We start from the raw sequence: 18,975 nt of genomic DNA, 5'->3' as shown, positions 1-18,975 counted from the left end.
GCTAAAAGGCTCTTTGTATAAACCATACGAACCCAAATAGCAAAACGGCTGTGGATACACTCGGCAGCAACCACTTTAATGCCAGACGTTTTTTAATTAAAAGAATAATCGGGAAGCAGAGCGATACGATCAGGATCTGGCCTAATTCAATGCCCAGGTTGAAGAATAACAATGACGTGGCCAGATGACCGCCACCGAGATTCAACTCCGATAAGATGCCCGCGAAACCGAATCCATGAATCAAGCCAAAAGCAAAGGCTATCCAAGGTCTATGTTTGGTATCGGGTTGGAAAATGTTTTTAAGCGCAACGTAGATAATGCTTAAAGCGATCGCAGATTCAACTAATTTCCCAGGCAATTGAATGATTTCTAACGTTGCTAGCGCAAGCGTAACGCTATGAGCGATCGTGAATGCCGTGACCAAGGAAAGGATATGACGGATTGTCATGGCTCCAATGAGTAAGCTGATAACGAATAGGATATGATCATAACCCGTGAAGATATGCTCTAATCCTAACGAAAGAAACTGCTTTGCTTTGGTAAGAAAACTCATCTCGCCTAGGCTCAGTTCTCTAACTTCATACGTAAAGATAAACTCCTGTTGATTTTCTTCCATATTTACCTTAGCCATGTTCGCATGACTAGGATCGCTATCATCGAAGAATGCGTTGTATTCCAAGATCAAGTTCTCTGGTTTTTCACGAGCGGAATAGGAAAGGGAAAGATCTGCAAATGGACGATCTTTCACCTGGGCGATCAAAGCTTCATTTATGGTTCCTTCTACGGGTATACTGTCTGCGTAAATGTGAATATGCGTATTCAAATATTCTTGAAGTAATTCCTTGTTAACGGTAAGGGCTTGTTGTAATGCCTCGACGTTGTCCGTTTGTCGCTCATCCACTTTGAACCCCGCAGCATGGCTTAACTCCACCATATCGAGTTGAAGACGATAATGGATCGTTTGGTCTTGAACATCAATCGTAGAAAAACCTTCACTGTTATTGCTGTGCGCATGGGCAGCAGACGAAGAGACTAGCAGCAAGAGACCAAGAAGAAGGAATGTCCATTTTAATTTCACTTCTATCAACACATCCTTTGGTTGATCCGAATGGAAAGACGAGGAGCACCCTTGGCGCATGACTCCTCGTCCAGCCATGTACTATGGTTGTAAACTTACTTCAATTTCATGAAGATCGGGTTGGAATAGAACCAAAGATCGGTCCATGGATCTTCTCCTTTTGGATCAAGGCTTGGTTCAAGTTCATCGGTATTGGTACCGCGAACGCGTATGTAGCTGTCCTTGTCCACATGATTAAGTTTATACGTGATGGTGATATACTCGCCTTTTTGCTTCCAAGTGTTCTCGTCGAACCTAGCCACGACTTTTGTTGTCGGGTTGAAAGCCGTAGAACGGTCTTCGACTTTACCTGTGATTTCACCCATGATCAAATCTACTCGTTTCACGCTCGGGTTATCGCCATGGCTATTGTTAGCGTTCGGGTCTTTGAATGTGATTGTAACCGTTACATCGCTTTTACCATTGTCCTTGATCGCTAACGTTTCTCCAATGGACGCGTTATTCCCCTTGGATTTCGCCGTAACGTCCAATTCGGTTACAAGAGCACCCGTCGTGACAAACACACGGCCTTTGCGCAAGCCATCCAGTATGTCCGCGTACGTGTTTTCCGCCTTCACATAAGTCTTGGAATACTCCCCAGGCCAGAAGTCGCTGCCGCCATCACGCCAATTCCTGTGCGAATCCGAAGTAGAAGTAATCCACCAATGTCTTCCTTCGCCCAACATGGAATCCCAAAGGCCGCCGACCTTAGCGCTCATCTGATCAAATCCGCCCATGGTTGCGAAGTTTCCATAGCCGCCACGGGCTCCCTTTGGATCCAGGGAACCGTCTGGATTGATCGCACCGGCTTGATGACCGGGCGCCCCTTCCATACCTACAGATACGTTCGGTGCTGTATCGTTCCAATTACGGAACTCTTGCGGCGTATCTTGTCCCCAAGCCGCTTCTCCATTAGCTGAACGGGCTGGATGGTTAGCAAAAAGAACGGGAGGCTCTACTAAATTTTTCATGTAGTTCAGCGCATCAATCATGTTGGCTTCCGTATCCCGCTGTGGATCGGAAGGATGAGGATCGCGTTTGTTAAATTTACTTTCAATATTATATAGCGTTTGTGATTCGTCTTTTGACTTTGGAATGATTAGCGAGCTATGATCGGCTGCGGGCGTATCAAATTCCATGCCATAGAACAATGTGAGGTCTGGAACAGCTTCACGAGCTTTGAGCACTTCGGGATATGCTTGTTCTAGGTTCACTTTAGAATGGTTCGGACCGCCGTGGTCGGTGGAAACCATCCAATCCAGACCGTATTGCTTTGCCATCTGAGCATTCTTCGTAATCGGATAAATCGCATCTCCACCTCTAATTGCAGTTGGCGGATTGGTGGAGTTGTCCCAACCGACGCTCCATTCGCTATGAACATGATGGTCGCCAGCAAGCCAAGAAGCTTCCTTTTTCATCGATTTTGCTTGCGCTGTTGGCGCTGTTAACCCCAAATCAAAACTTTGCGAGGCTAAAGCTGCAGTGGTAAGTAACGATACCGCTAACAAGGGAATCGCTTTCCTATTTAATTTCAAAATCGCACAACTCCTCTGATTTTAATTAAACTATTGGACGATCACATTCCACCAGGCGCGAGACGGGTTGTATAAACCTGGAATTAGCGATTATGAAGCGGTCCATAGTATTGCATGGGGCTGACCAGGCGTTAAGATTTGCGTACCGTGCCATTCCATGAGTGATGCTTGCGGCAGGTAGTCGCGATCCAGCATGAATGCGCGGTTGACGTCTTTAATGGTGATTTGGTAATCCGTCGGCGGGGATACGGGATCATTCGGATTATTATCAAATGGGATAGCCATCGCTTGAATGCTCTCGATCGCATCGACCGTTGTTCCTGCGGGAAGCTCCACGGTGGTCGCCGCAGGGTTATCCCGCGTAATTGACCAATCGGGAACATTGTGATTGGACACGTACAGCATCGGATCCCCTTTCAGCTTCACGCCGATTGCGGTGCCGATGCCAACCGAACCGTTCACGGGAGAAGTCGATTTATTAAACTCCACGAACAGATAGTTTCGCTGATCGGATACTTCCTTCGTATCGGGGTTCGGGAGCGGTTCAAGCTTTCCTTCACGGATCATTTCTTGGGCCATGATTTGATAGATCCATGGATTTGTATCCATCATATATTCCCTTGTCCGGTTAGCGGGAAGCTTCTGCGAAGGGTTGAGGAAGAAGCGGTATCCGGTCGTCGGCGTTCCCGGCTTCACGGCGGTGAAGTTATTATTGCTTGTGGAGATATACATGAGCGGATGATCTTGCTCCTTCAGACCGTCAAAATCGACCGTTCCGTGTCCGGGAGACTGGTATTTCTCTGAAACGATATTGTGATTGGAATCGAGGGTTACCCGGTAAATCCATTCGATATCCGTCGTACGACCCCACCGCGCCATTAGCGCAGGCGTATTTGTTCCTCCATCCTCATTCGAGCAAATAATCGTATACTCAATGGTTAGATTCCCGTTTGTATTTTTGGATAGGGTATGATACATCAGAAGCGGCACATCGGAATGATTATTCTCGTAAAAGTTAGGCTGAAGAGTCAAATTGCGTCCATATAGAATAGGTGAGAACCGATAGGCCAGCGCATCTTCCGAATCCGTTGACACAATTGTCGTCTCCATTTTTTGAATATGAACCTTTGTAGCGCCCACAGGAGACTTGTCCCGATTAAAGGCGGCACTCAGCGTATGTACGCCCGGTTCCATGTAACCGAGAGATACTTGATAAGTAAATTTTCGCTGCCCCATAAAGAGCACGATATCCTGGTTGTACTTGCCGTCCACGGTCAAGGTAATGACCGCGGATTCCTTATCCTCCATGTCCCAGCCGACTCCGTGGGCCGTCGCCGTCAAGTCGAGAAGCGCTTCTCCTGCAGAGGACACGGTGAATGTTTTCTCTGATTGCTTTTTCTCCGAAAGAACCGAAGGAATGGATTCTGCCGTCACCAAGGCTACAGGAACAGAACTCATCAGAACCGATAAACTCAACGCCGCAGCCAACTTACTCATTTTCACATTATTCATCTCCTTTAATTATTTTGGCTTAAATAAGATGTAAGCCTTGGTTAAAACTAGCATTACTCTGTTAAATATCTATCAAATACATGTATAGTTATTGTAATTACTAATAGATTACATAACCTATGAAAAGTATAAAAACCCGCATCAAATGCGGGTTTTACTATTCAATCGGACAATCTCGTCTTGTTACGCTGGCGGATAAAGTGAGCTTAATGAATCGTTGGAAAGGCGGCCGGGCATCGGCCGTCTTTTTTCTCAACTAAAATAAAAAAGAGCCAGGATGTTTACCCCCAGAAGGTCGGTGCTCCCCGAACGCATTGCGTGCCGGCAGCGCCCGTATTCGTCGCCAATCGGCCGCAAGCCGCATTTCCTGTAAAGTGAAACCAAATCCTTCAAAAGGAGATGTTGAGAATGTCTTTTACGGTTCCTGTCGTCGGCATTTTCACAAACGGCGCAGTGTCAAGCGCAACGAGAGCCCAACGCGCCGCAAGATTCAATGACGATATCGCCCGGGCAAACCAAGCTTGGGGAAGAGGCTTTTTTCCGGGAGTTGCTTGCGGCTTGAATTTTGTTTTCTTGAGACGGTTTTATCAACCGAATGTAACAATAGACGCTCGTACGGTTAGCAGCTTTGACGATCCAAGAATCAGCAATTTGGTGAATGCTGCCAGAAGGGCGACAAACAATGCTACAGCCATCTATGTCGTTTATATAAGCGAAAATAACTTTGCCGACGGTTTTGCCCTCGGTCAGGGCGGAGCCTTCTTTCGAAATTTCCAGAGCGTTACCGATTACGAATTGTACGGGCAAGTTGCGTTGGCGGGCGGAGCCTTCAATACCTATATATTTCCGCATGAAGCCGGGCATGCCTTATTCGGCCGCTTTGTGACTCGCAACAATAGGATCATTTTTACAACGGATGACCCTTCGAACCCTGGAGATATACACAGCAATGATCCTCGAAATCTAATGAATAGATTCGTTCCCGCAAGAAATCCGATCATTAACACGGCTCAATGTTCTGTAGCGAGACGAAGCAAGCTGGTTATGGAAAATGCAATGAACGCCCGCAGAAATCGAAATCGATTGAAGAATAATCCGCAAATGGTACAAAGACTTAATAAAATCATTTCCGCTAAAATGAAGCTTGCGAAACCGGACGTCGTCCGCCGCAAACTCGCGGCAAAACGTAAGTAATACTCCTTAATGGGCGTAGTGATTTGTTAAGCTAGTGGGCACGACAGGTTAATAAACAGTTGGAAAGGCAACCGGGGATTCGGCTGCCTTTTTCTAATAGGTTTAAGTTATTTGAAGATGAGATTGAAACTATTTAGCATTCTATTGATTAGCCACAGCCATAAGGGGGTTTAGGCAAGCCTAGGCGGTCTAAGTTGCCGCATACCGTGCTTTGCCAGTAAGCCAGCTGATCATCCAGATCTTTCGCAGAATGCTGTTGAATGATTTCGATGTAGGCTGTAGCTGCTGCGACTTGCGGATCGAAGGACCAGGACCAATAATCCGTCCGATCGTAACGGCCGATCCATTGTCCGTCTACGCCGAATTTTTGCTGATCGGTTACACCGATGACGGCTCCGTCCGCCGTTCGCAGCAGAAGGAAGACACCGCCGGTAAATCCGGTTAATTTGACGTTGTTTTTCGTTCGGGTAACAACATCAAGCTGGCCGGCAAGTGCTCCCGAGCGCTGCAGCGTGGCCCGTGTATACATGTAACGTCCGCCATTGGAGCTTTGCCAGGTAGACTCTGCGGATAAAGAAGGAATGGTTTGGACAGAGGATGAAGGTGAAGTGCTCCCGCCCGTGCTTCCTCCTGTTCCTCCATTATAACCTCCGCCATCGACCGGATCTTCCGACATCCGCGCAGAGACCGACATAGCAGGAACAGCAGCGAGCAGGGTAAAAGCGGCCAGCATAAACGTTAACAATAAACCTTTTCATGTTCTCATCATAAAACCCTCCCAATAATTGATTTCTTGTGGTTGCAACCCTCCATCATTATGTATTGAATAGCGCCATCCAAAAAGTACCAAATATTTATAGTACCGGTATAGGTAGTGTCTTTAAGCTAAACGGTACCAGTCTTCTTGACCGCTTCCTCCCACGACGCTTCCTCAATGATGTCGATATCGTTAACTGAAAACAGAAAAGCGCGAAGAACTGATCGAAAAAAGCTGGTGGAGTCCCCCTTTTTAGGCGATATGCCGAAAAGCGCCCTCGTAAAAATACGTAACTCGAATGGAAGGAATACGTAATTTATTCGATAGTTCCTTATCTGTGTACACCACGGTTATGATCAGCATGACAACGGATGACAGTCAGCTCTCTTCCGTATCGCTTACGTATCAAACGAAACAACAATAAATGCATGCAGGTTGAGGAACGAACGCCATTTACCCGGACCAATCGGACGATAAAGGACTGTTTCCTTCAGGAAACAGTCCCTTTCGCGAAAACAATAACCGTTATTGGAATATTCGGTTAGCCCATGTAAACAACTCCGTTTGTTCCGTCTACCGTGATCCGGTCCCCATCTTGCAGCATGGATGTGGCGACCTTCGTTCCGACTACGGCTGGAAGCTTATATTCCTTGGCAACGATGCTGGCATGGGACAAAATTCCGCCAGCATCGGTAACGAGGGCGCCGGCGATCGAAAATAAAACCGTCCAAGGCGGCGTCATCGTTTTGCAAACGAGGATATCGCCTTTCGTTAGCTTTGCGAAGTCCTCTTGCCCGCTTATGATCTTAACCGTTCCGGTATAGCTACCCTTGGAAGCGGCGTTTCCCTTGAAGGATTTCGCTTGTTCCTCTTTGGCGTCTTGTGCATGCGGCCATCCAAAAATACGTTCAATGACCGGGTCGGGAGTTGGACTAATGGGCGGGATGCCAAAGAATGGTTCCGGTTTTCTGCTCATGTTTTCTTTGCATGTTCTTTTATTGTTCTCGACAACTTCATGGAGAGGCTTAGGCTGTTGCAAGACCTCCAATACATCGTCAAGATACAAATAAAAAATATCCTCTTCGCAGGCAAAAACCTGCTGCCGAACCAAGGTTCGCCCTACATTTTTGAAGAAGTAACGCGATTTGGCGGCGATCATGGCATCGATATAGAAATGATGATCCTCATCCGCTCCCCAGCAGTCGAAAGCCCATTGATACATGATTTTAAACCGGTTTGCCGGCTCGCTGTCGGGAAGACGATCGAACAGCTCCTTTACCTTGGCTTCGCGTTCAGCGACGACTTGCATGAATGCGACATCGAAGTCATACTCCTTTTGTACATAATTTGCAATAAGGGATAACGCATAAGACGGATTCTCAAACCAGGTTTCTTCCTTATACTCATGGGTGGCGGCGGTGCGGTGGCCATAGATGTTCAAAAAATCCCGCAGATCCTTCAGAAAAACTCTGCCCTCTGCGGTATGCTGCAGCGTTTCGAGGGGATTTGCAGATGTCGCAAGAATGGAGCGCAGCCATGCGGAAGATTTCACCTGATTGGCTAACTGCCACAACCCGCGGTCGGTCTCAAGGGACATATTCATGATTCCCTGCAGATAATCATAGACCTCCGCGGTATCTTTGGCACCGGTCACTTGTCCGTAAAGCTCTTCCAATGCAACGGCCAGAGAGGTTCGAGGTATCGAAATTTCAAAATGGTATTGCCATGTTTTCTCATAAAATTGCTGCAGTTCCTTTATATAGTCCAGGGCTTCGTTCGTCGATAAAGGGACGGCGGAGCGTTCGGACAGCTTTTTGTAAAACGGCATTAAGAAGTCATCTACAGTGCGCTCCATATAGGATTTGATCCGGGGGAACAGCTCCTCCATTTTTTTCTTATGCTTGGGCATTCTTTCTTCTAACGGCTCCGGATGGGGAGGCATCAACTGATAATAATAGCCATGATCCGATTTCACGATAAATTGAGCGATCGGCAATTTCATCGTTTCGAAGGCCCTTTTGGTCCCGATCGTCACGGCCGGCATCATCAAGGAGATAAACAGGGGAGTCAGCGGTTTCGGGAAATGGGTATCATCCAGCATCCAATATCCTAGTTTCTTGTCGTTGTCACTGAGTATCAAGCTTTTCTTAAAGTCGGATAAGTCCGTCATGAGGGCTCTCTCCTTTTACATCGAAATTCGCCTTGCTTGCAGCATATAAAGCTGCTCCTCCCGCAAGGCCAACTCGAGATCAATGCCTCGGCGCTTTCTTCCGATAGCGAGACGATCCTGCCTGCTCCCAAGTGAAACACTCCTTCACGAGAATGCTTGCTTATGGTCATTTTACGTGAATTCCGTTCGTTCAGCTATCAGGTGATTTACGTATTTAAACACGGGTACAGGAAAATACCGCCATTCAGAGAATATAATAACCAGGAAAATAAAAGGAATTATTCCTCCTCAGGGAAGGATTGTTAAATGATGACGTTAAAACAAGCGCCGATGGTTGAGAGGGAGAAGTACGTAAACCAGATTCTTTCAATCATAGCCAATCTGACTGACGGTATAGGTGCTATCGTTGCCATTATGGGGGAACCCGGTATCGGGAAAACGCGGCTTTCCCAAGAAATCATGTATAGGGCTGGTGAGCACCAATGCCAAGTTCTGCTTGGCCGTTCCTACTCGGTCGCGAAGGATACGGCCTACACGCCGATAATCGAAATGATTCAACAGCATTTTCGGGGTGCAGATCCAGATAAAGTGGCCGCATGGACGAAGGATCTACCGGACTTGGGGAAGCTGTTCCGCCGTTTGCAGCTTCCCGATCCGCCCAAGGTGGGGGATCCGGCATTGGAGAAAACACGACTGTTTGAATCGTTGGCTTGTCTTGTGGAACGGATGGCGGAAGGACAACCGCTAGTCATTATTCAGGAGGATCTGCATTTCGCCGATCCTGCCACCATTGATTTTCTCCATTATTTGAGCCGCGGGATGAACAGCTTTCCGTTGATTCTTGCGTTCACGATCGATACGTTAGAACTGGCTGTTAACGATCATGTAAAAGGGTTAATCCAATCTTTGCGCAAAGAGGACTGTTTTCAACAATTCCATTTATCCCGTCTGAGTGAACATGGCGTTACCCGTCTGCTGACGGATAGGCTGGGTGCCCCGTTGCCGGACGGCGTTATTCCTGTCGTGATGAAGCATTCGGAAGGCGTGCCTTTGTTTATCGATGAATTGATTCATTCTTTGCACGAAACAGGCATGTTATCGAAGCGGGGGGGAGTCTGGATATTATCAGGGCACTCCATCGAAACGATTCCTTATCGAATGAAAGAGCTGATGAAGGATCGTATTCAAAGGATCCAATCCGAAGACCAGAAGGTCCTCCTCTATGCAAGCATAGCTAAAGGGACGGTATCTCATCGAATTTTGCACCGACTCACGCAAATGGATGAAGATGATTTTTTGACCGCCATCCACAGGCTGAAAGCTTCGGGACTGATGTATGAAGAAATCGAGCAAATGGAAGTCTGCTACGGTATTTATCATGCGCTGATGAAGGAGGTCGTGATCGAAGAGTTTCCGATCATGTTTCGCCGGCGCGCGTATCGGTCGTTCATTGAAGCGCTGGAAGAGAGCGGCTGTGAAGATGTGGAATATTTGGCGCATTTATATTATGGCGCCGGACCTGATGCCGACCCTGAGCGAACCCTGGATGTTTTTCTCAAGGAAGCGGATAGGGCATTTCATGTGTACGCCTATGCATCGGCCGCGAAATATTATAAGTCGGCATTTCGGCTCCTTCATCACAATAAAACGATTGTGGAGGATAACCGCGTTCCCGGGCTCCTGAAGCACTTAGGGGTCGTCCACAGCATGCTGGGTGAGCGAAGCGAGGCTCTGAGGTATTGTCTGGAGGCGATAAGCGCTTACGAACAATATGATTTTCCGCTGGAAATTGCGCGGCTCCACGGTTTATTATCGGTCATTTTTTGGGAGTCCGGTCATATTGAGCAGTCCGTACAGCATTTGGAGAACGGCTTGGCAATCGCCCGAAGCCAACCGGATTCCCTTGAAGTGCGTTATGAACTTTTGCATAAGGGCCTGGTTTTTTTAAGCCGGCTTAAACGACCGAAGGAGTATTGCGACGTATACGAAGAAATTCAAGCCGTGCACAAGCTGATCGGAACCCCCCAAGCCGCCGTACAAGCCAAAGTGGCCGAAATCGATTATTGGACCTCCTGCGTATATAAGGAAAATTACGAACCCGAGAAGGTTCAGCGGCTGATCGAAGATCTGGTCAAGACCGGGGCGGAAGACGAAACGCTTTTTCGCGGCTGCTTTCTTAGCGCCATCAATTTTGCGTTTTGCGGTCAGCATGAATTAAGCAAAATGTATTCGCAGAGGGCTCTTGAGGCCGCCAAGCGAATACGTGTCATTGAGTACGAAATCAGCAGCTATTGGATACAGGTCCAAGCCGATCTGTTAAGCGGTCACTGGAAGGAGGCCTTGCCCAAGGTTGATTTGAGCATGTCGAAAGCGCGAAGGATCGACGTAGGCAGGCCGCTCATGTACGCTCATATTACGAAAGGGAGCGTATATGCTTGGATGGGACAATACGCGGATGCCCAGCGTTGCCTTGATGAAATGAGAGTTTCGATTCCTGCCGTTCCTACGAAGGATGGCCACATCATGGATATGCTGGCCCCGATCGAAATGCTGATTGCTTTGGGTACGGGAAGGGCGGCGGATTATTATGCCTCTATGAATCGGACGCGGCCCTATTACGTTGCATTGCCTTGGTTAAATCTGGCTCTATGGGGAGAAATTCAGTTAGCTGCAGGCAATCGGACAGGAGCCTTGCTAACGGCTGAAGAGCTTCTTGCCGCCAAGAAGGAAGGTAATTTGTTCACATGGGCGCTTGGACGGCGGTTATGCAGCAAGATTGAAGCTGCTTCAGGAAACAGGAAAGCTTCTTTGCTTTATATCTCAGAAGCGGCCAACAATTTTAAACGGTTAAACATGCCGCTTGATTACGGTCGTTCCTTGCTTTTTTACGCGGGCCTGCTTATCGACTCCGACCCGAATGAAGCCAAACAACGCTTGCTCCAATGCATGGAAATATTCGAGAGTCTTGACTCGGAACATGATTTGACGGCGACCCAAGCGTTGATGAAGAAACTAGGGTTTCCTTTGCCTAAGCCTGCCGCGGCGAGCGCAAACAGGAAGGAAACGGAGTTGAGCAAACGAGAGATGGAAGTAGCCCGGCTCGTTGCCGAAGGATTATCCAACAATGAAATTGCGGAAGCGCTGATCATTAGTCCGCGTACCGTAAGCACGCATCTAGAGAAAATATACCGGCGTCTCGGCATCAACTCCAGAGCTTCGCTGGTTAAATATTTGATGGAATTGTAACGATAGAAACCGCTAATCGCCCGCGTCTGTGGGAGGTTAGCGGTTTTTTACGTATATTGCGGGGGCGGGGAGGAAGAGAATACGTAATTCTTCTCGGCAAGAATACGTTATTTACTCGATAGGACTCGAGCGGCGGATTTGATAATTTTATTCATGTAATCGAATGATTCTTACATTCTCATATCAAAGGAGCGCTGAACATGTTTCATCGTTTTGATCTGTACGCCCAGGTTCACAAAGGGATCCGGCTGGCATTAAGCAGTTTATGCTATCAAGCCGGGTCGGCCAATTGTTCGGACGACGAAAAAGTGCTTGCATTCGTCGAGGAATTTCGCCGAGTCGTTGTCATTCTGGAGGCCCACTCGCGAGACGAGGATGCCCATCTGAATGAATCCTACAACAAATACGCCCCCGACACTTTGCTCCAATTGGAGGAAGAGCATAGCGGATTGGAGCTGGGACTGGGCAAGCTGACCGTGCTGGTTGACCAACTGGAGCTCAACATGCAAGGCCCCGTAGGACGCCGGAACGCCTGGTATCAGGTCGGCAAAGCGCTGAATCGATTCACTGCCGATTACTTGATTCACCTTCAGCGCGAAGAGGGACCCGGTATGACGGCATTGTGGGAGCATTTGTCGGATGAAGAGCTAAAGATGCTCTCGCAAAATATCCGTTCGTCCATTCCTCCCCAAACGATGGCCATATTTATGCACTATATCATTCCCGCGATCAGTCACGAGGAAAGGGTAGAAATGATCGGCGAAATGAAGCTGTATGCGCCGAAGGAAGCCTATGCGGGCGTGCTCGGATTGGCGGAATCGCGACTGGACGCGATGAGCTGGAATCGGCTCAAGGCCGCATTGGAGGAAGTCGAGGCGGATGGGGTGAGCTTATGAAAATCGGCGTAATCGGCGGTACGGGGACGGTGGGAAGCCGTTTAGTACGGGAGCTGGAGGAGCGCAATGCATTCGTCCGTATCCTTGCCCGGGATCCGGAAAAACATCAGGGCAGGTATTCGGAAGCGGAATGGTTTCGCGGCGATTTGGAAGCTCCGGACAGCCTGGAAGGGGCATTCGATCAACTGGATGCCGTATTTCTTTTGACCAGTATGGCTCAAAACGAAACAAGTCAAGGGATCGAGGCCGTTACCGCGGTCAAAAAAGCGGGCGTCCGCAAAATCGTATTTTTATCTGTGCCGATGATGGAACATATGCTGCACATTCCTCATATCAAAAGCAAAATTGGGATTGAAGACGCGATCAAGCGATCCGGGATGGCTTACACGATTTTGCGCCCGAACAACTTTTTTCAAAACGATTACTGGTTCCGGGACGCCATTCTACAGAATAGGGTGTACCCTCAACCGCTCGGTCCAGTTGGTCTCCACCGTGTCGATGTAGGGGATATCGCCCATGCCGCGGCTAACGCGCTTCTATTGACAGGATTTGAAGGCGGGGAATATCCGCTTAACGGGCCCGAGGTTCTGACGGGGGAAGCGATCGCTGAAACGTACAGCCGCCATACGGGTGCGGATATCCGGTACTTCGGTGACGATCTGGGTGCATGGTACCGACAGGCGGCAATGACGATGCCGGATTGGCTTGCCAACGATTATCGGGTCATGTATAAAAGCTTCCAGCAATATGGATGTTTGGGGACGGAGCAAGATTTCGTGCGCCAGAAGGAACTGCTGCTGCGTGAACCGCGTTCCTTCGACGCTTTTGTAGCCGAAACGATTGCCGGATGGAAATATGATAAATAAAGGGAGGAAAAGAACGATGAAGAAGAAAGGTGCAATGCTGCTCGTACTCATGTTTATGATGCTATTGGGAGGAACCGTCGCAAGTGCGCATGCGGGGCATTCCAAGCCGCATGGACTGACGGTTCTGATTAACGGCGTACAGGTTCAATCCGCAGCCAATCATCGCTGGGATGGGAAAGCTTATGTGTCCGCAGCGCAATTTGCGAAGCTGTTTGATTTGGAGGCAACCGTCAGCAAGGATCGTCGATCGATTGCGTTCAACGGGCAAACGATAACCGATATTCGGTGGCATCAGGGCGAAGCGACGGCATGGGTACGGGAGCTTGCTAAAGCCGTCCATGCGCAAAGCGTCGCCTGGGATCAGGAGCAAGAGGAAGTATACGTGCTTGCATTGCCGAAGGGCTCGGTTCAGATTACTCCGGTCGTTCCAGCCATGGGAGAACACTGGTCCAACCCGCAGGCAGGCGATTTGCCGACGGGTCCGATTTATGGCGTCTACAACGGCAAACTGGTTTTCCTGGAGTATATGATCGCGCAGGAGGATTTTGTAAATGGAACAGATCACGCCAACTTGGCGGGGATGAAAGGCGTTCCGTCGCCGTCCGTAGTTCAGCTCGATATTGAATTTCAAGCAACCGGGCATGAAGGGTTTGAAGTGCCGCATTATGATATCCACGCTTATTTCATTACGGAAGAGGAACAGCAAAAGATTAAGTAATAGGGTTAGCGGCAGGCCGTTTATGATATGAACGATACAAATGCACCCTTGGCGATTATTCGCCGGGGGTGTTTGCACATGGTTCAGCGAGTTAACCACTGAAAGCATAAACGATACCTGCACCGGTACTATAGAAAAATGGTACTTTTTGGATGACGATTTATATTCAATAATGATAGAGGGTTGCAACCACAAGAAATCAATTATACGGAGGGTTCTATGATGAAAAGATGGAAAGGTTTATTGTTAACGTTTATGCTTGCCGCTTTTACCCTGCTCGCTGCTGTTCCTGCTATGTCGGTCTCTGCGCGGATGTCGGAAGATCCGGTCGATGGCGGCGGTTATAATGGTGGAACAGGAGGAAGCACGGGTGGGAGCACTTCATCTTCATCCACGATCCAAACCATTCCTTCTTTATCCGCAGAGTCTACCTGGCAAAGCTCCAATGGCGGGCGTTACATGTATACACGGGCCACGCTGCAGCGCTCGGGAGCACTTGCCGGCCAGCTTGATGTCGTAACCCGAACGAAAAACAACGTCAAATTAACCGGATTTACCGGCGGCGTCTTCCTTTTGCTGAGAACGGCGGACGGAGCCGTCATCGGCGTAACCGATTTACAAAAATTCGGCGTAGACGGACAATGGATCGGCCGTTACGATCGGACGGATTACTGGTCCTGGTCCTTCGAACCGCAAGTTGCAGCAGCTACAGCCTACGTCGAAATCATTCAACAGCATTCGGCGAAAGATCTGGATGACCAGCTGGCTTACTGGCAAAGTACGATATGCGGCACTCTAGACCGTTTAGGCTTGCCTAAACCCCCTTATGGCTGTCCGGGTTGAACTTAAGCTCTCTGTCTAATAACATAATATCAACGAAAAGCAGAGCTAAAGGAGGCAGGGAATTCCCAGCCTCTTTTTTTGTATTCATAACTCGATTTACGTCCCGGAAATGGCGACGGCGAGCCGGCAAGGAAACCTCCGCCCGCTTGGGCGGGGGCGAGGATGACATGGTGGCCGGGGTCGCCCGCGGGCTGCAAAAACGGGCAGCCTGCTTGCCGATTGACCGGGGCAAATGAAACAGTGAAAACATTCATCGTAAAATGTTCACAGACTTGTCACTTATGAGGAATTTCCGCGATCTCTATAATTACAAAGGTAGAAAGGATGATGGAAATTGCCAACTACGAAGAAAGAAAATGTTTATTTTGGGTTAATGATGTGCTCCGGGATGGTCGTATTCATGACATTTTATAATTTAATTACGAACGGCTTGATTGGCTCGATATCTTTGACAGGAATACTCAGTCAACTTGTTCTGGTCTTTATTACGGCTTCCTTATTGGAATTATTTGTTGTCGGTCCTGTGGCTAAGAAAATCGCTTTATCTTTGCCTTATGACAAATCGAAGAAGGGATTAGTGATTCTGTCCCTTGCATTTTGTATGGTGAGCGGAATGGTTCTCTGCATGTCCCTTTATGGATTGGGGACAGCTTACTTTTCGAACAGCCTGATGAGTGACTCGTTGCTTGACAGCTACTTATCTTTAGTATTCAAAAACTTTATTTTTGCTTTCCCGCTGCAGCTTCTAGTTGTGGGACCGCTTGTTCGGTACTTATTTAAGAAATTCGTTAAAGGCAAGACAATGAAGGAAGTTAAGCTGGAGTATTCCATTCCTTCGAAATGATTCAGTTCCCTCGCGGAGACACATGAATTCGCCTTGGCTAAAAGGCCCTTTGTATAAACCATACGAATCCAAATAGCAAAACGGCTGTGGATACACTCGGCAGCACCCATTTTAATGCCAGTCGTTTTTTAATTAATAGAATAATCGGGAAGCAGAGCGATACGATCAGGATTTGGCCTAATTCAATGCCCAGGTTAAAGAATAGCAATGACGTGGCCAGATGACCGCCACCGAGATTCAACTCCGATAGGATGCCCGCAAAACCGAAGCCATGAATCAAGCCAAAAGCAAAGGCTATCCAAGGTCTATGTTTGGTATCGGGTTGGAAAATGTTTTTAAGCGCAACATAAATAATGCTTAACGCGATCGCAGATTCAACTAATTTCCCAGGCAATTGAATGATTTCTAACGTTGCTAGCGCAAGCGTAACGCTATGAGCGATCGTGAAAGCAGTGACCAAGGAAAGGATATGACGAATTGTCATGGCTCCATTAAACTGATAACGAATAGGATAAGATCATAACCCGTGAAGATATGCTCTAATCCTAACGAAAGAAACTGCTTTGCTTTGGTAAGAAAACTCATCTCGCCTAGGCTCAGTTCTCTCACTTCATACGTAAAGATAAACTCCTGTTGCTTTTCTTCCATATTTACCTTAGCCAGGATATGGAGTCCCTTGTGAAGTAATATGTAATGGGGGGGTCTGTACGGCTGCACCTACTATCTTTTTAAAAGTATGAGCGCCAACGAGCGGGCCATAAAGGATTATACGGGTTTCAAAAAGGAGATACGCCGAAAATCAAAACGGCCGCCTGGCTCTCAAAGACAGGCGGCCGTCCCCATATTACCTTACTTGACCTCGTTCAGACACTCTTCCAGACGGTCCCAAGTTTCGGTGATGCCCTGCAGCATGCCCATATCCATGACGGTCTTGAGGGCCTCCGCCGATACATATTCAGCACGGTTAACCAGCTTCGTCTTGCCGCCCAGATCAATGAATTCCAACGTACACTCGGTCGACGGCATGTCATCATTCGTATTGCCTTCGGCATCCGAGAAGTAATCGGTGTAGACAATTTTCTCCGGCTCGACAATTTCCTTATATACGCCTTTGCCCCAAGATTCCATCCCGAAAAATTGACCTTGGTTCTGATCGATGCACTTCATGCAGTAGTGCCAAACGCCGCCCGGCCGGAAATCGACGGTGCAAACCGAAAGCTCCCAGCCTCTAGGCCCCCACCAACGCTTGAGATGCTCAGGCTCTTTAAACATCTTGAACACGAGGTCGCGCGGCGCGTCGAAGACGCGCTCCAGCACCAGTACCCGATCGTTCTCTACTCTCGAAAGCATTGCGTTGTTAGACATTGTAATTCCTCCTCATGATCATGAATGATTTTATGATTTTTCCTTGTTCTGCAGTTCTCGCAAGTAGTCGTCCAGGTTGTCGAATCTCTCTTCCGTGATGCGTCGGAAGGACTTCACCCAAGAATCCAGCGCTTGGAAGGGCTCGGCCCGGAGCTTATAGATCCGGCGGTTGGCTTCGGCTTTCACTTCCAGAATCCCATTGTCGCTAAGCACCTTCAAATGCTTCGAGGCTTGGGGCTGGCGAAGCCCCAACCGATCGGCGATTTCCCCCACTGTCAGGGGACCATCGCGCAAGAGTTCGACGATATCCATACGGTTCGGTTCGGCTAAAGCGCTCAGCGTCCTCATGTCCATGCCCGGATTCTTCCCTGACATGTCGCTCACCTCGTTAAGTGATGATCTCTCGGTATCATCTCATCTCCTTCATCACTAGTGTCATTTTCCTGTTGATTTTAATATACATGATTAGGAATATTCCTGTAAAGGAATATTTATAATAATAAATGGCACCGGTTCAGTGCCGATCCATTGTATCTTTAGGACGTTTCCTTAACGCTCAAACGTCTCACGTATACGCACTCAGCTATTTCTAATTTGCATAGGTACAAACCGTTACAAGAAAATCAGAAGAGAAATAGATTTGATCAAGGGGTGTATGGCGTCAGCCTTAAACGAAGAGGAAAGACAACAAAAATCTATGCAAAATCAGTTATATTGGCATCGGAGGTTTTCAGGCCAATGCAGCAATGCGCACGTGTTTTCTCGGACCCGGATGGGAGTTGGCAAAAGTCCGCGGGACCCGTTACAATACCGGGGATGGCATCCGCATGGCTTTAGATATTGGCTCCATGCCTTATGGACATTGGTCCGGCTCCCATTCAGTCTGTTGGGATCGCAATGCTCCGGAATTTGGAGATTTGGCTACAGGCGCCGGATTGCAAAAACAGGGCGTAAATTTTGAAACTTGCCTGAAGACAATTAAGGAATTTAATTCCGTCGTTCGTACTGACATTCCGTTTAATCCAACAATTAAGGATGGCCGCTGTACAGTGGAACTTCATGTGCCAAAATCCAATTGGGCCAATACGATCGAGGATGGCCCTTTTGAAGCGTATGCGGTTACTTGCGGAATTTCATTCACTTTTGGCGGATTAAAAATTAATTCGAAGGCGGAGGTGCAGGATAGAGGGCACAACTCAATTCCAGGATTATACGCAGCAGGAGAACTGGTGGGAGGATTATTTTATTTTAACTATCCCGGTGGAGCCGGTCTCATGGCAGGGTCGGTTTTCGGGAAAATTGCGGGTGAGCAAGCGGCAGAGCATGCAAAAAGACGTAAGTCAACATCGAAGTAAAAAACATCTCTTACTTTGCGGTACACCCCCTATAATAGACATTAGAAAAAATGGGTTATCTAAACTGAAGTGTACCCCCTTAAATAGACATTGGAAATACTCATTGGTTAATCCGATGTAGTATAGGGGTGTAATTTTCGAAGACAAGAGCAAGAGACCTTTCCTCATGGAAATGGTCTCTTGCTCTTGTCTTCGAAAGAAGTGGGTGGCAGTACTGGTTATGGGTGGAGCTTGCCGCGCGGAGCTCCTCTCTTTGTTGAAATACAGCGAGAAGAAACGTTTACACCAGAGAAGACTGTCCTGAACTGGAAGAAGCAGCTTAAGTTAAGAAACATCACGTATATTGGCTCATTCGCGGGATTTCACAAAGAAAGCACGAGGACCGAGTTCATTCTCCATATGGGCTACGACCCATCCGCTAAACGCCATCGGTCTTTGCGTGTTGTTACGTCCCAGGTCAACGTTACGGATTTTAATGCCGTCCTGGGCAAGCTGCGTCGCGATGGCACGAGTCCACAACGAAAGTGCCAGCTTTGAGGCAGCGTAAGCCCTAGCGG

16 protein-coding genes and 1 pseudogene are annotated in these 18,975 nt (G+C 48.1%); 8 read left to right on the top strand and 9 right to left on the bottom strand.

What is annotated here, in order from left to right:
- Position 1 precedes the first annotated feature (1 nt).
- The 3 genes from L1F29_RS28035 to L1F29_RS28025 all read right to left on the bottom strand — a co-directional run bounded on the left by L1F29_RS28035 (position 2) and on the right by L1F29_RS28025 (position 4,155).
- Positions 2 to 1,078, bottom strand: coding sequence for a HupE/UreJ family protein (locus L1F29_RS28035; RefSeq protein ID WP_258385311.1), 1,077 nt, complete (start codon positions 1,076 to 1,078; stop codon positions 2 to 4).
- A gap of 95 nt (positions 1,079 to 1,173) precedes the next feature.
- Entirely contained in the window at positions 1,174 to 2,652 is a 1,479-nt protein-coding gene (locus L1F29_RS28030) for a CehA/McbA family metallohydrolase domain-containing protein (RefSeq protein ID WP_258385310.1), read from the bottom strand.
- A gap of 90 nt (positions 2,653 to 2,742) precedes the next feature.
- Complete coding sequence (locus L1F29_RS28025) at positions 2,743 to 4,155, bottom strand: hypothetical protein (RefSeq protein ID WP_258385309.1); 1,413 nt, start codon at positions 4,153 to 4,155, stop codon at positions 2,743 to 2,745.
- A 567-nt stretch (positions 4,156 to 4,722) separates the two neighbouring features.
- On the opposite strand from L1F29_RS28025, the gene L1F29_RS28020 reads away from it, so the two are divergent.
- Positions 4,723 to 5,358 (top strand): hypothetical protein, encoded by a 636-nt coding sequence (locus L1F29_RS28020; RefSeq protein ID WP_258385308.1) that lies wholly within the window; start codon positions 4,723 to 4,725, stop codon positions 5,356 to 5,358.
- A 148-nt stretch (positions 5,359 to 5,506) separates the two neighbouring features.
- Here the strand turns inward: L1F29_RS28020 and L1F29_RS28015 are convergent, their stop codons facing one another.
- Both L1F29_RS28015 and L1F29_RS28010 read right to left on the bottom strand, forming a co-directional pair.
- On the bottom strand, positions 5,507 to 6,103 hold the full coding sequence (locus L1F29_RS28015) for a hypothetical protein (RefSeq protein WP_258385307.1): 597 nt from the start codon (positions 6,101 to 6,103) through the stop codon (positions 5,507 to 5,509).
- A gap of 553 nt (positions 6,104 to 6,656) precedes the next feature.
- Positions 6,657 to 8,285: a PEP-utilizing enzyme gene (locus L1F29_RS28010; RefSeq protein ID WP_258385306.1), complete on the bottom strand. Its 1,629-nt coding sequence runs from the start codon at positions 8,283 to 8,285 to the stop codon at positions 6,657 to 6,659.
- Positions 8,286 to 8,591: 306 nt separating this feature from the next.
- Between L1F29_RS28010 and L1F29_RS28005 the strand changes: the two genes are divergently transcribed.
- The 6 genes from L1F29_RS28005 to L1F29_RS27980 all read left to right on the top strand — a co-directional run bounded on the left by L1F29_RS28005 (position 8,592) and on the right by L1F29_RS27980 (position 15,698).
- Complete coding sequence (locus L1F29_RS28005) at positions 8,592 to 11,531, top strand: LuxR C-terminal-related transcriptional regulator (protein ID WP_258385305.1); 2,940 nt, start codon at positions 8,592 to 8,594, stop codon at positions 11,529 to 11,531.
- Between the two features lie 200 nt (positions 11,532 to 11,731).
- Complete coding sequence (locus tag L1F29_RS28000; protein ID WP_258385304.1) at positions 11,732 to 12,427, top strand: hemerythrin domain-containing protein; 696 nt, start codon at positions 11,732 to 11,734, stop codon at positions 12,425 to 12,427.
- Positions 12,424 to 13,293, top strand: a complete 870-nt coding sequence (locus L1F29_RS27995) for an SDR family oxidoreductase (RefSeq protein WP_258385303.1) — start codon at positions 12,424 to 12,426, stop codon at positions 13,291 to 13,293. The genes L1F29_RS28000 and L1F29_RS27995 overlap by 4 nt, the downstream gene beginning before the upstream one ends.
- A 16-nt stretch (positions 13,294 to 13,309) precedes the next feature.
- The gene (locus tag L1F29_RS27990; protein WP_258385302.1) at positions 13,310 to 14,011 is read left to right on the top strand and encodes a hypothetical protein; all 702 of its coding nucleotides are present in this window, start codon (positions 13,310 to 13,312) and stop codon (positions 14,009 to 14,011) included.
- A 222-nt stretch (positions 14,012 to 14,233) separates the two neighbouring features.
- Positions 14,234 to 14,854, top strand: coding sequence for a hypothetical protein (locus L1F29_RS27985; protein WP_258385301.1), 621 nt, complete (start codon positions 14,234 to 14,236; stop codon positions 14,852 to 14,854).
- A gap of 334 nt (positions 14,855 to 15,188) precedes the next feature.
- A complete protein-coding gene (locus L1F29_RS27980) occupies positions 15,189 to 15,698 on the top strand; it encodes a DUF2798 domain-containing protein (RefSeq protein ID WP_258385300.1) in 510 nt (169 codons plus the stop codon).
- 37 nt (positions 15,699 to 15,735) lie between these two features.
- Here L1F29_RS27980 and L1F29_RS27975 read toward each other — a convergent pair whose 3' ends face one another.
- The 3 genes from L1F29_RS27975 to L1F29_RS27965 all read right to left on the bottom strand — a co-directional run bounded on the left by L1F29_RS27975 (position 15,736) and on the right by L1F29_RS27965 (position 17,438).
- On the bottom strand, positions 15,736 to 16,182 hold the full coding sequence (locus tag L1F29_RS27975) for a HupE/UreJ family protein (protein ID WP_258385299.1): 447 nt from the start codon (positions 16,180 to 16,182) through the stop codon (positions 15,736 to 15,738).
- Positions 16,183 to 16,547: 365 nt separating this feature from the next.
- Positions 16,548 to 17,063: an SRPBCC domain-containing protein gene (locus L1F29_RS27970; protein ID WP_258385298.1), complete on the bottom strand. Its 516-nt coding sequence runs from the start codon at positions 17,061 to 17,063 to the stop codon at positions 16,548 to 16,550.
- Positions 17,064 to 17,093: 30 nt separating this feature from the next.
- A complete protein-coding gene (locus L1F29_RS27965; RefSeq protein WP_258385297.1) occupies positions 17,094 to 17,438 on the bottom strand; it encodes an ArsR/SmtB family transcription factor in 345 nt (114 codons plus the stop codon).
- 452 nt (positions 17,439 to 17,890) lie between these two features.
- Between L1F29_RS27965 and L1F29_RS27960 the strand changes: the two genes are divergently transcribed.
- Positions 17,891 to 18,418 (top strand): FAD-binding protein, encoded by a 528-nt coding sequence (locus tag L1F29_RS27960; RefSeq protein WP_258385296.1) that lies wholly within the window; start codon positions 17,891 to 17,893, stop codon positions 18,416 to 18,418.
- Positions 18,419 to 18,832: 414 nt separating this feature from the next.
- Here the strand turns inward: L1F29_RS27960 and L1F29_RS27955 are convergent.
- Positions 18,833 to 18,964: pseudogene (locus L1F29_RS27955) on the bottom strand (SDR family NAD(P)-dependent oxidoreductase); the annotation flags it as partial.
- Positions 18,965 to 18,975: the final 11 nt, after the last annotated feature.

This window comes from Paenibacillus spongiae (assembly GCF_024734895.1).
GTDB classification, from domain to species: Bacteria; Bacillota; Bacilli; order Paenibacillales; family Paenibacillaceae; genus Paenibacillus_Z; species Paenibacillus_Z spongiae.
This window is presented reverse-complemented; position numbering and strand designations above follow the sequence as displayed.

Bases quoted from the DNA above. Each gene is read 5' to 3' on its own strand.
- L1F29_RS27965 (WP_258385297.1), bottom strand. From the start codon at position 17,438: ATGTCAGGGAAGAATCCGGGCATGGACATGAGGACGCTGAGCGCTTTA.
- L1F29_RS28005 (WP_258385305.1), top strand. From the start codon at position 8,592: ATGATGACGTTAAAACAAGCGCCGATGGTTGAGAGGGAGAAGTACGTA.
- L1F29_RS28000 (WP_258385304.1), top strand. From the start codon at position 11,732: ATGTTTCATCGTTTTGATCTGTACGCCCAGGTTCACAAAGGGATCCGG.
- L1F29_RS27985 (WP_258385301.1), top strand. From the start codon at position 14,234: ATGAAAAGATGGAAAGGTTTATTGTTAACGTTTATGCTTGCCGCTTTT.
- L1F29_RS27970 (WP_258385298.1), bottom strand. From the start codon at position 17,063: ATGTCTAACAACGCAATGCTTTCGAGAGTAGAGAACGATCGGGTACTG.
- L1F29_RS27990 (WP_258385302.1), top strand. From the start codon at position 13,310: ATGAAGAAGAAAGGTGCAATGCTGCTCGTACTCATGTTTATGATGCTA.
- L1F29_RS27960 (WP_258385296.1), top strand. From the start codon at position 17,891: ATGGCTTTAGATATTGGCTCCATGCCTTATGGACATTGGTCCGGCTCC.
- L1F29_RS28010 (WP_258385306.1), bottom strand. From the start codon at position 8,285: ATGACGGACTTATCCGACTTTAAGAAAAGCTTGATACTCAGTGACAAC.
- L1F29_RS27995 (WP_258385303.1), top strand. From the start codon at position 12,424: ATGAAAATCGGCGTAATCGGCGGTACGGGGACGGTGGGAAGCCGTTTA.
- L1F29_RS27975 (WP_258385299.1), bottom strand. From the start codon at position 16,182: ATGACAATTCGTCATATCCTTTCCTTGGTCACTGCTTTCACGATCGCT.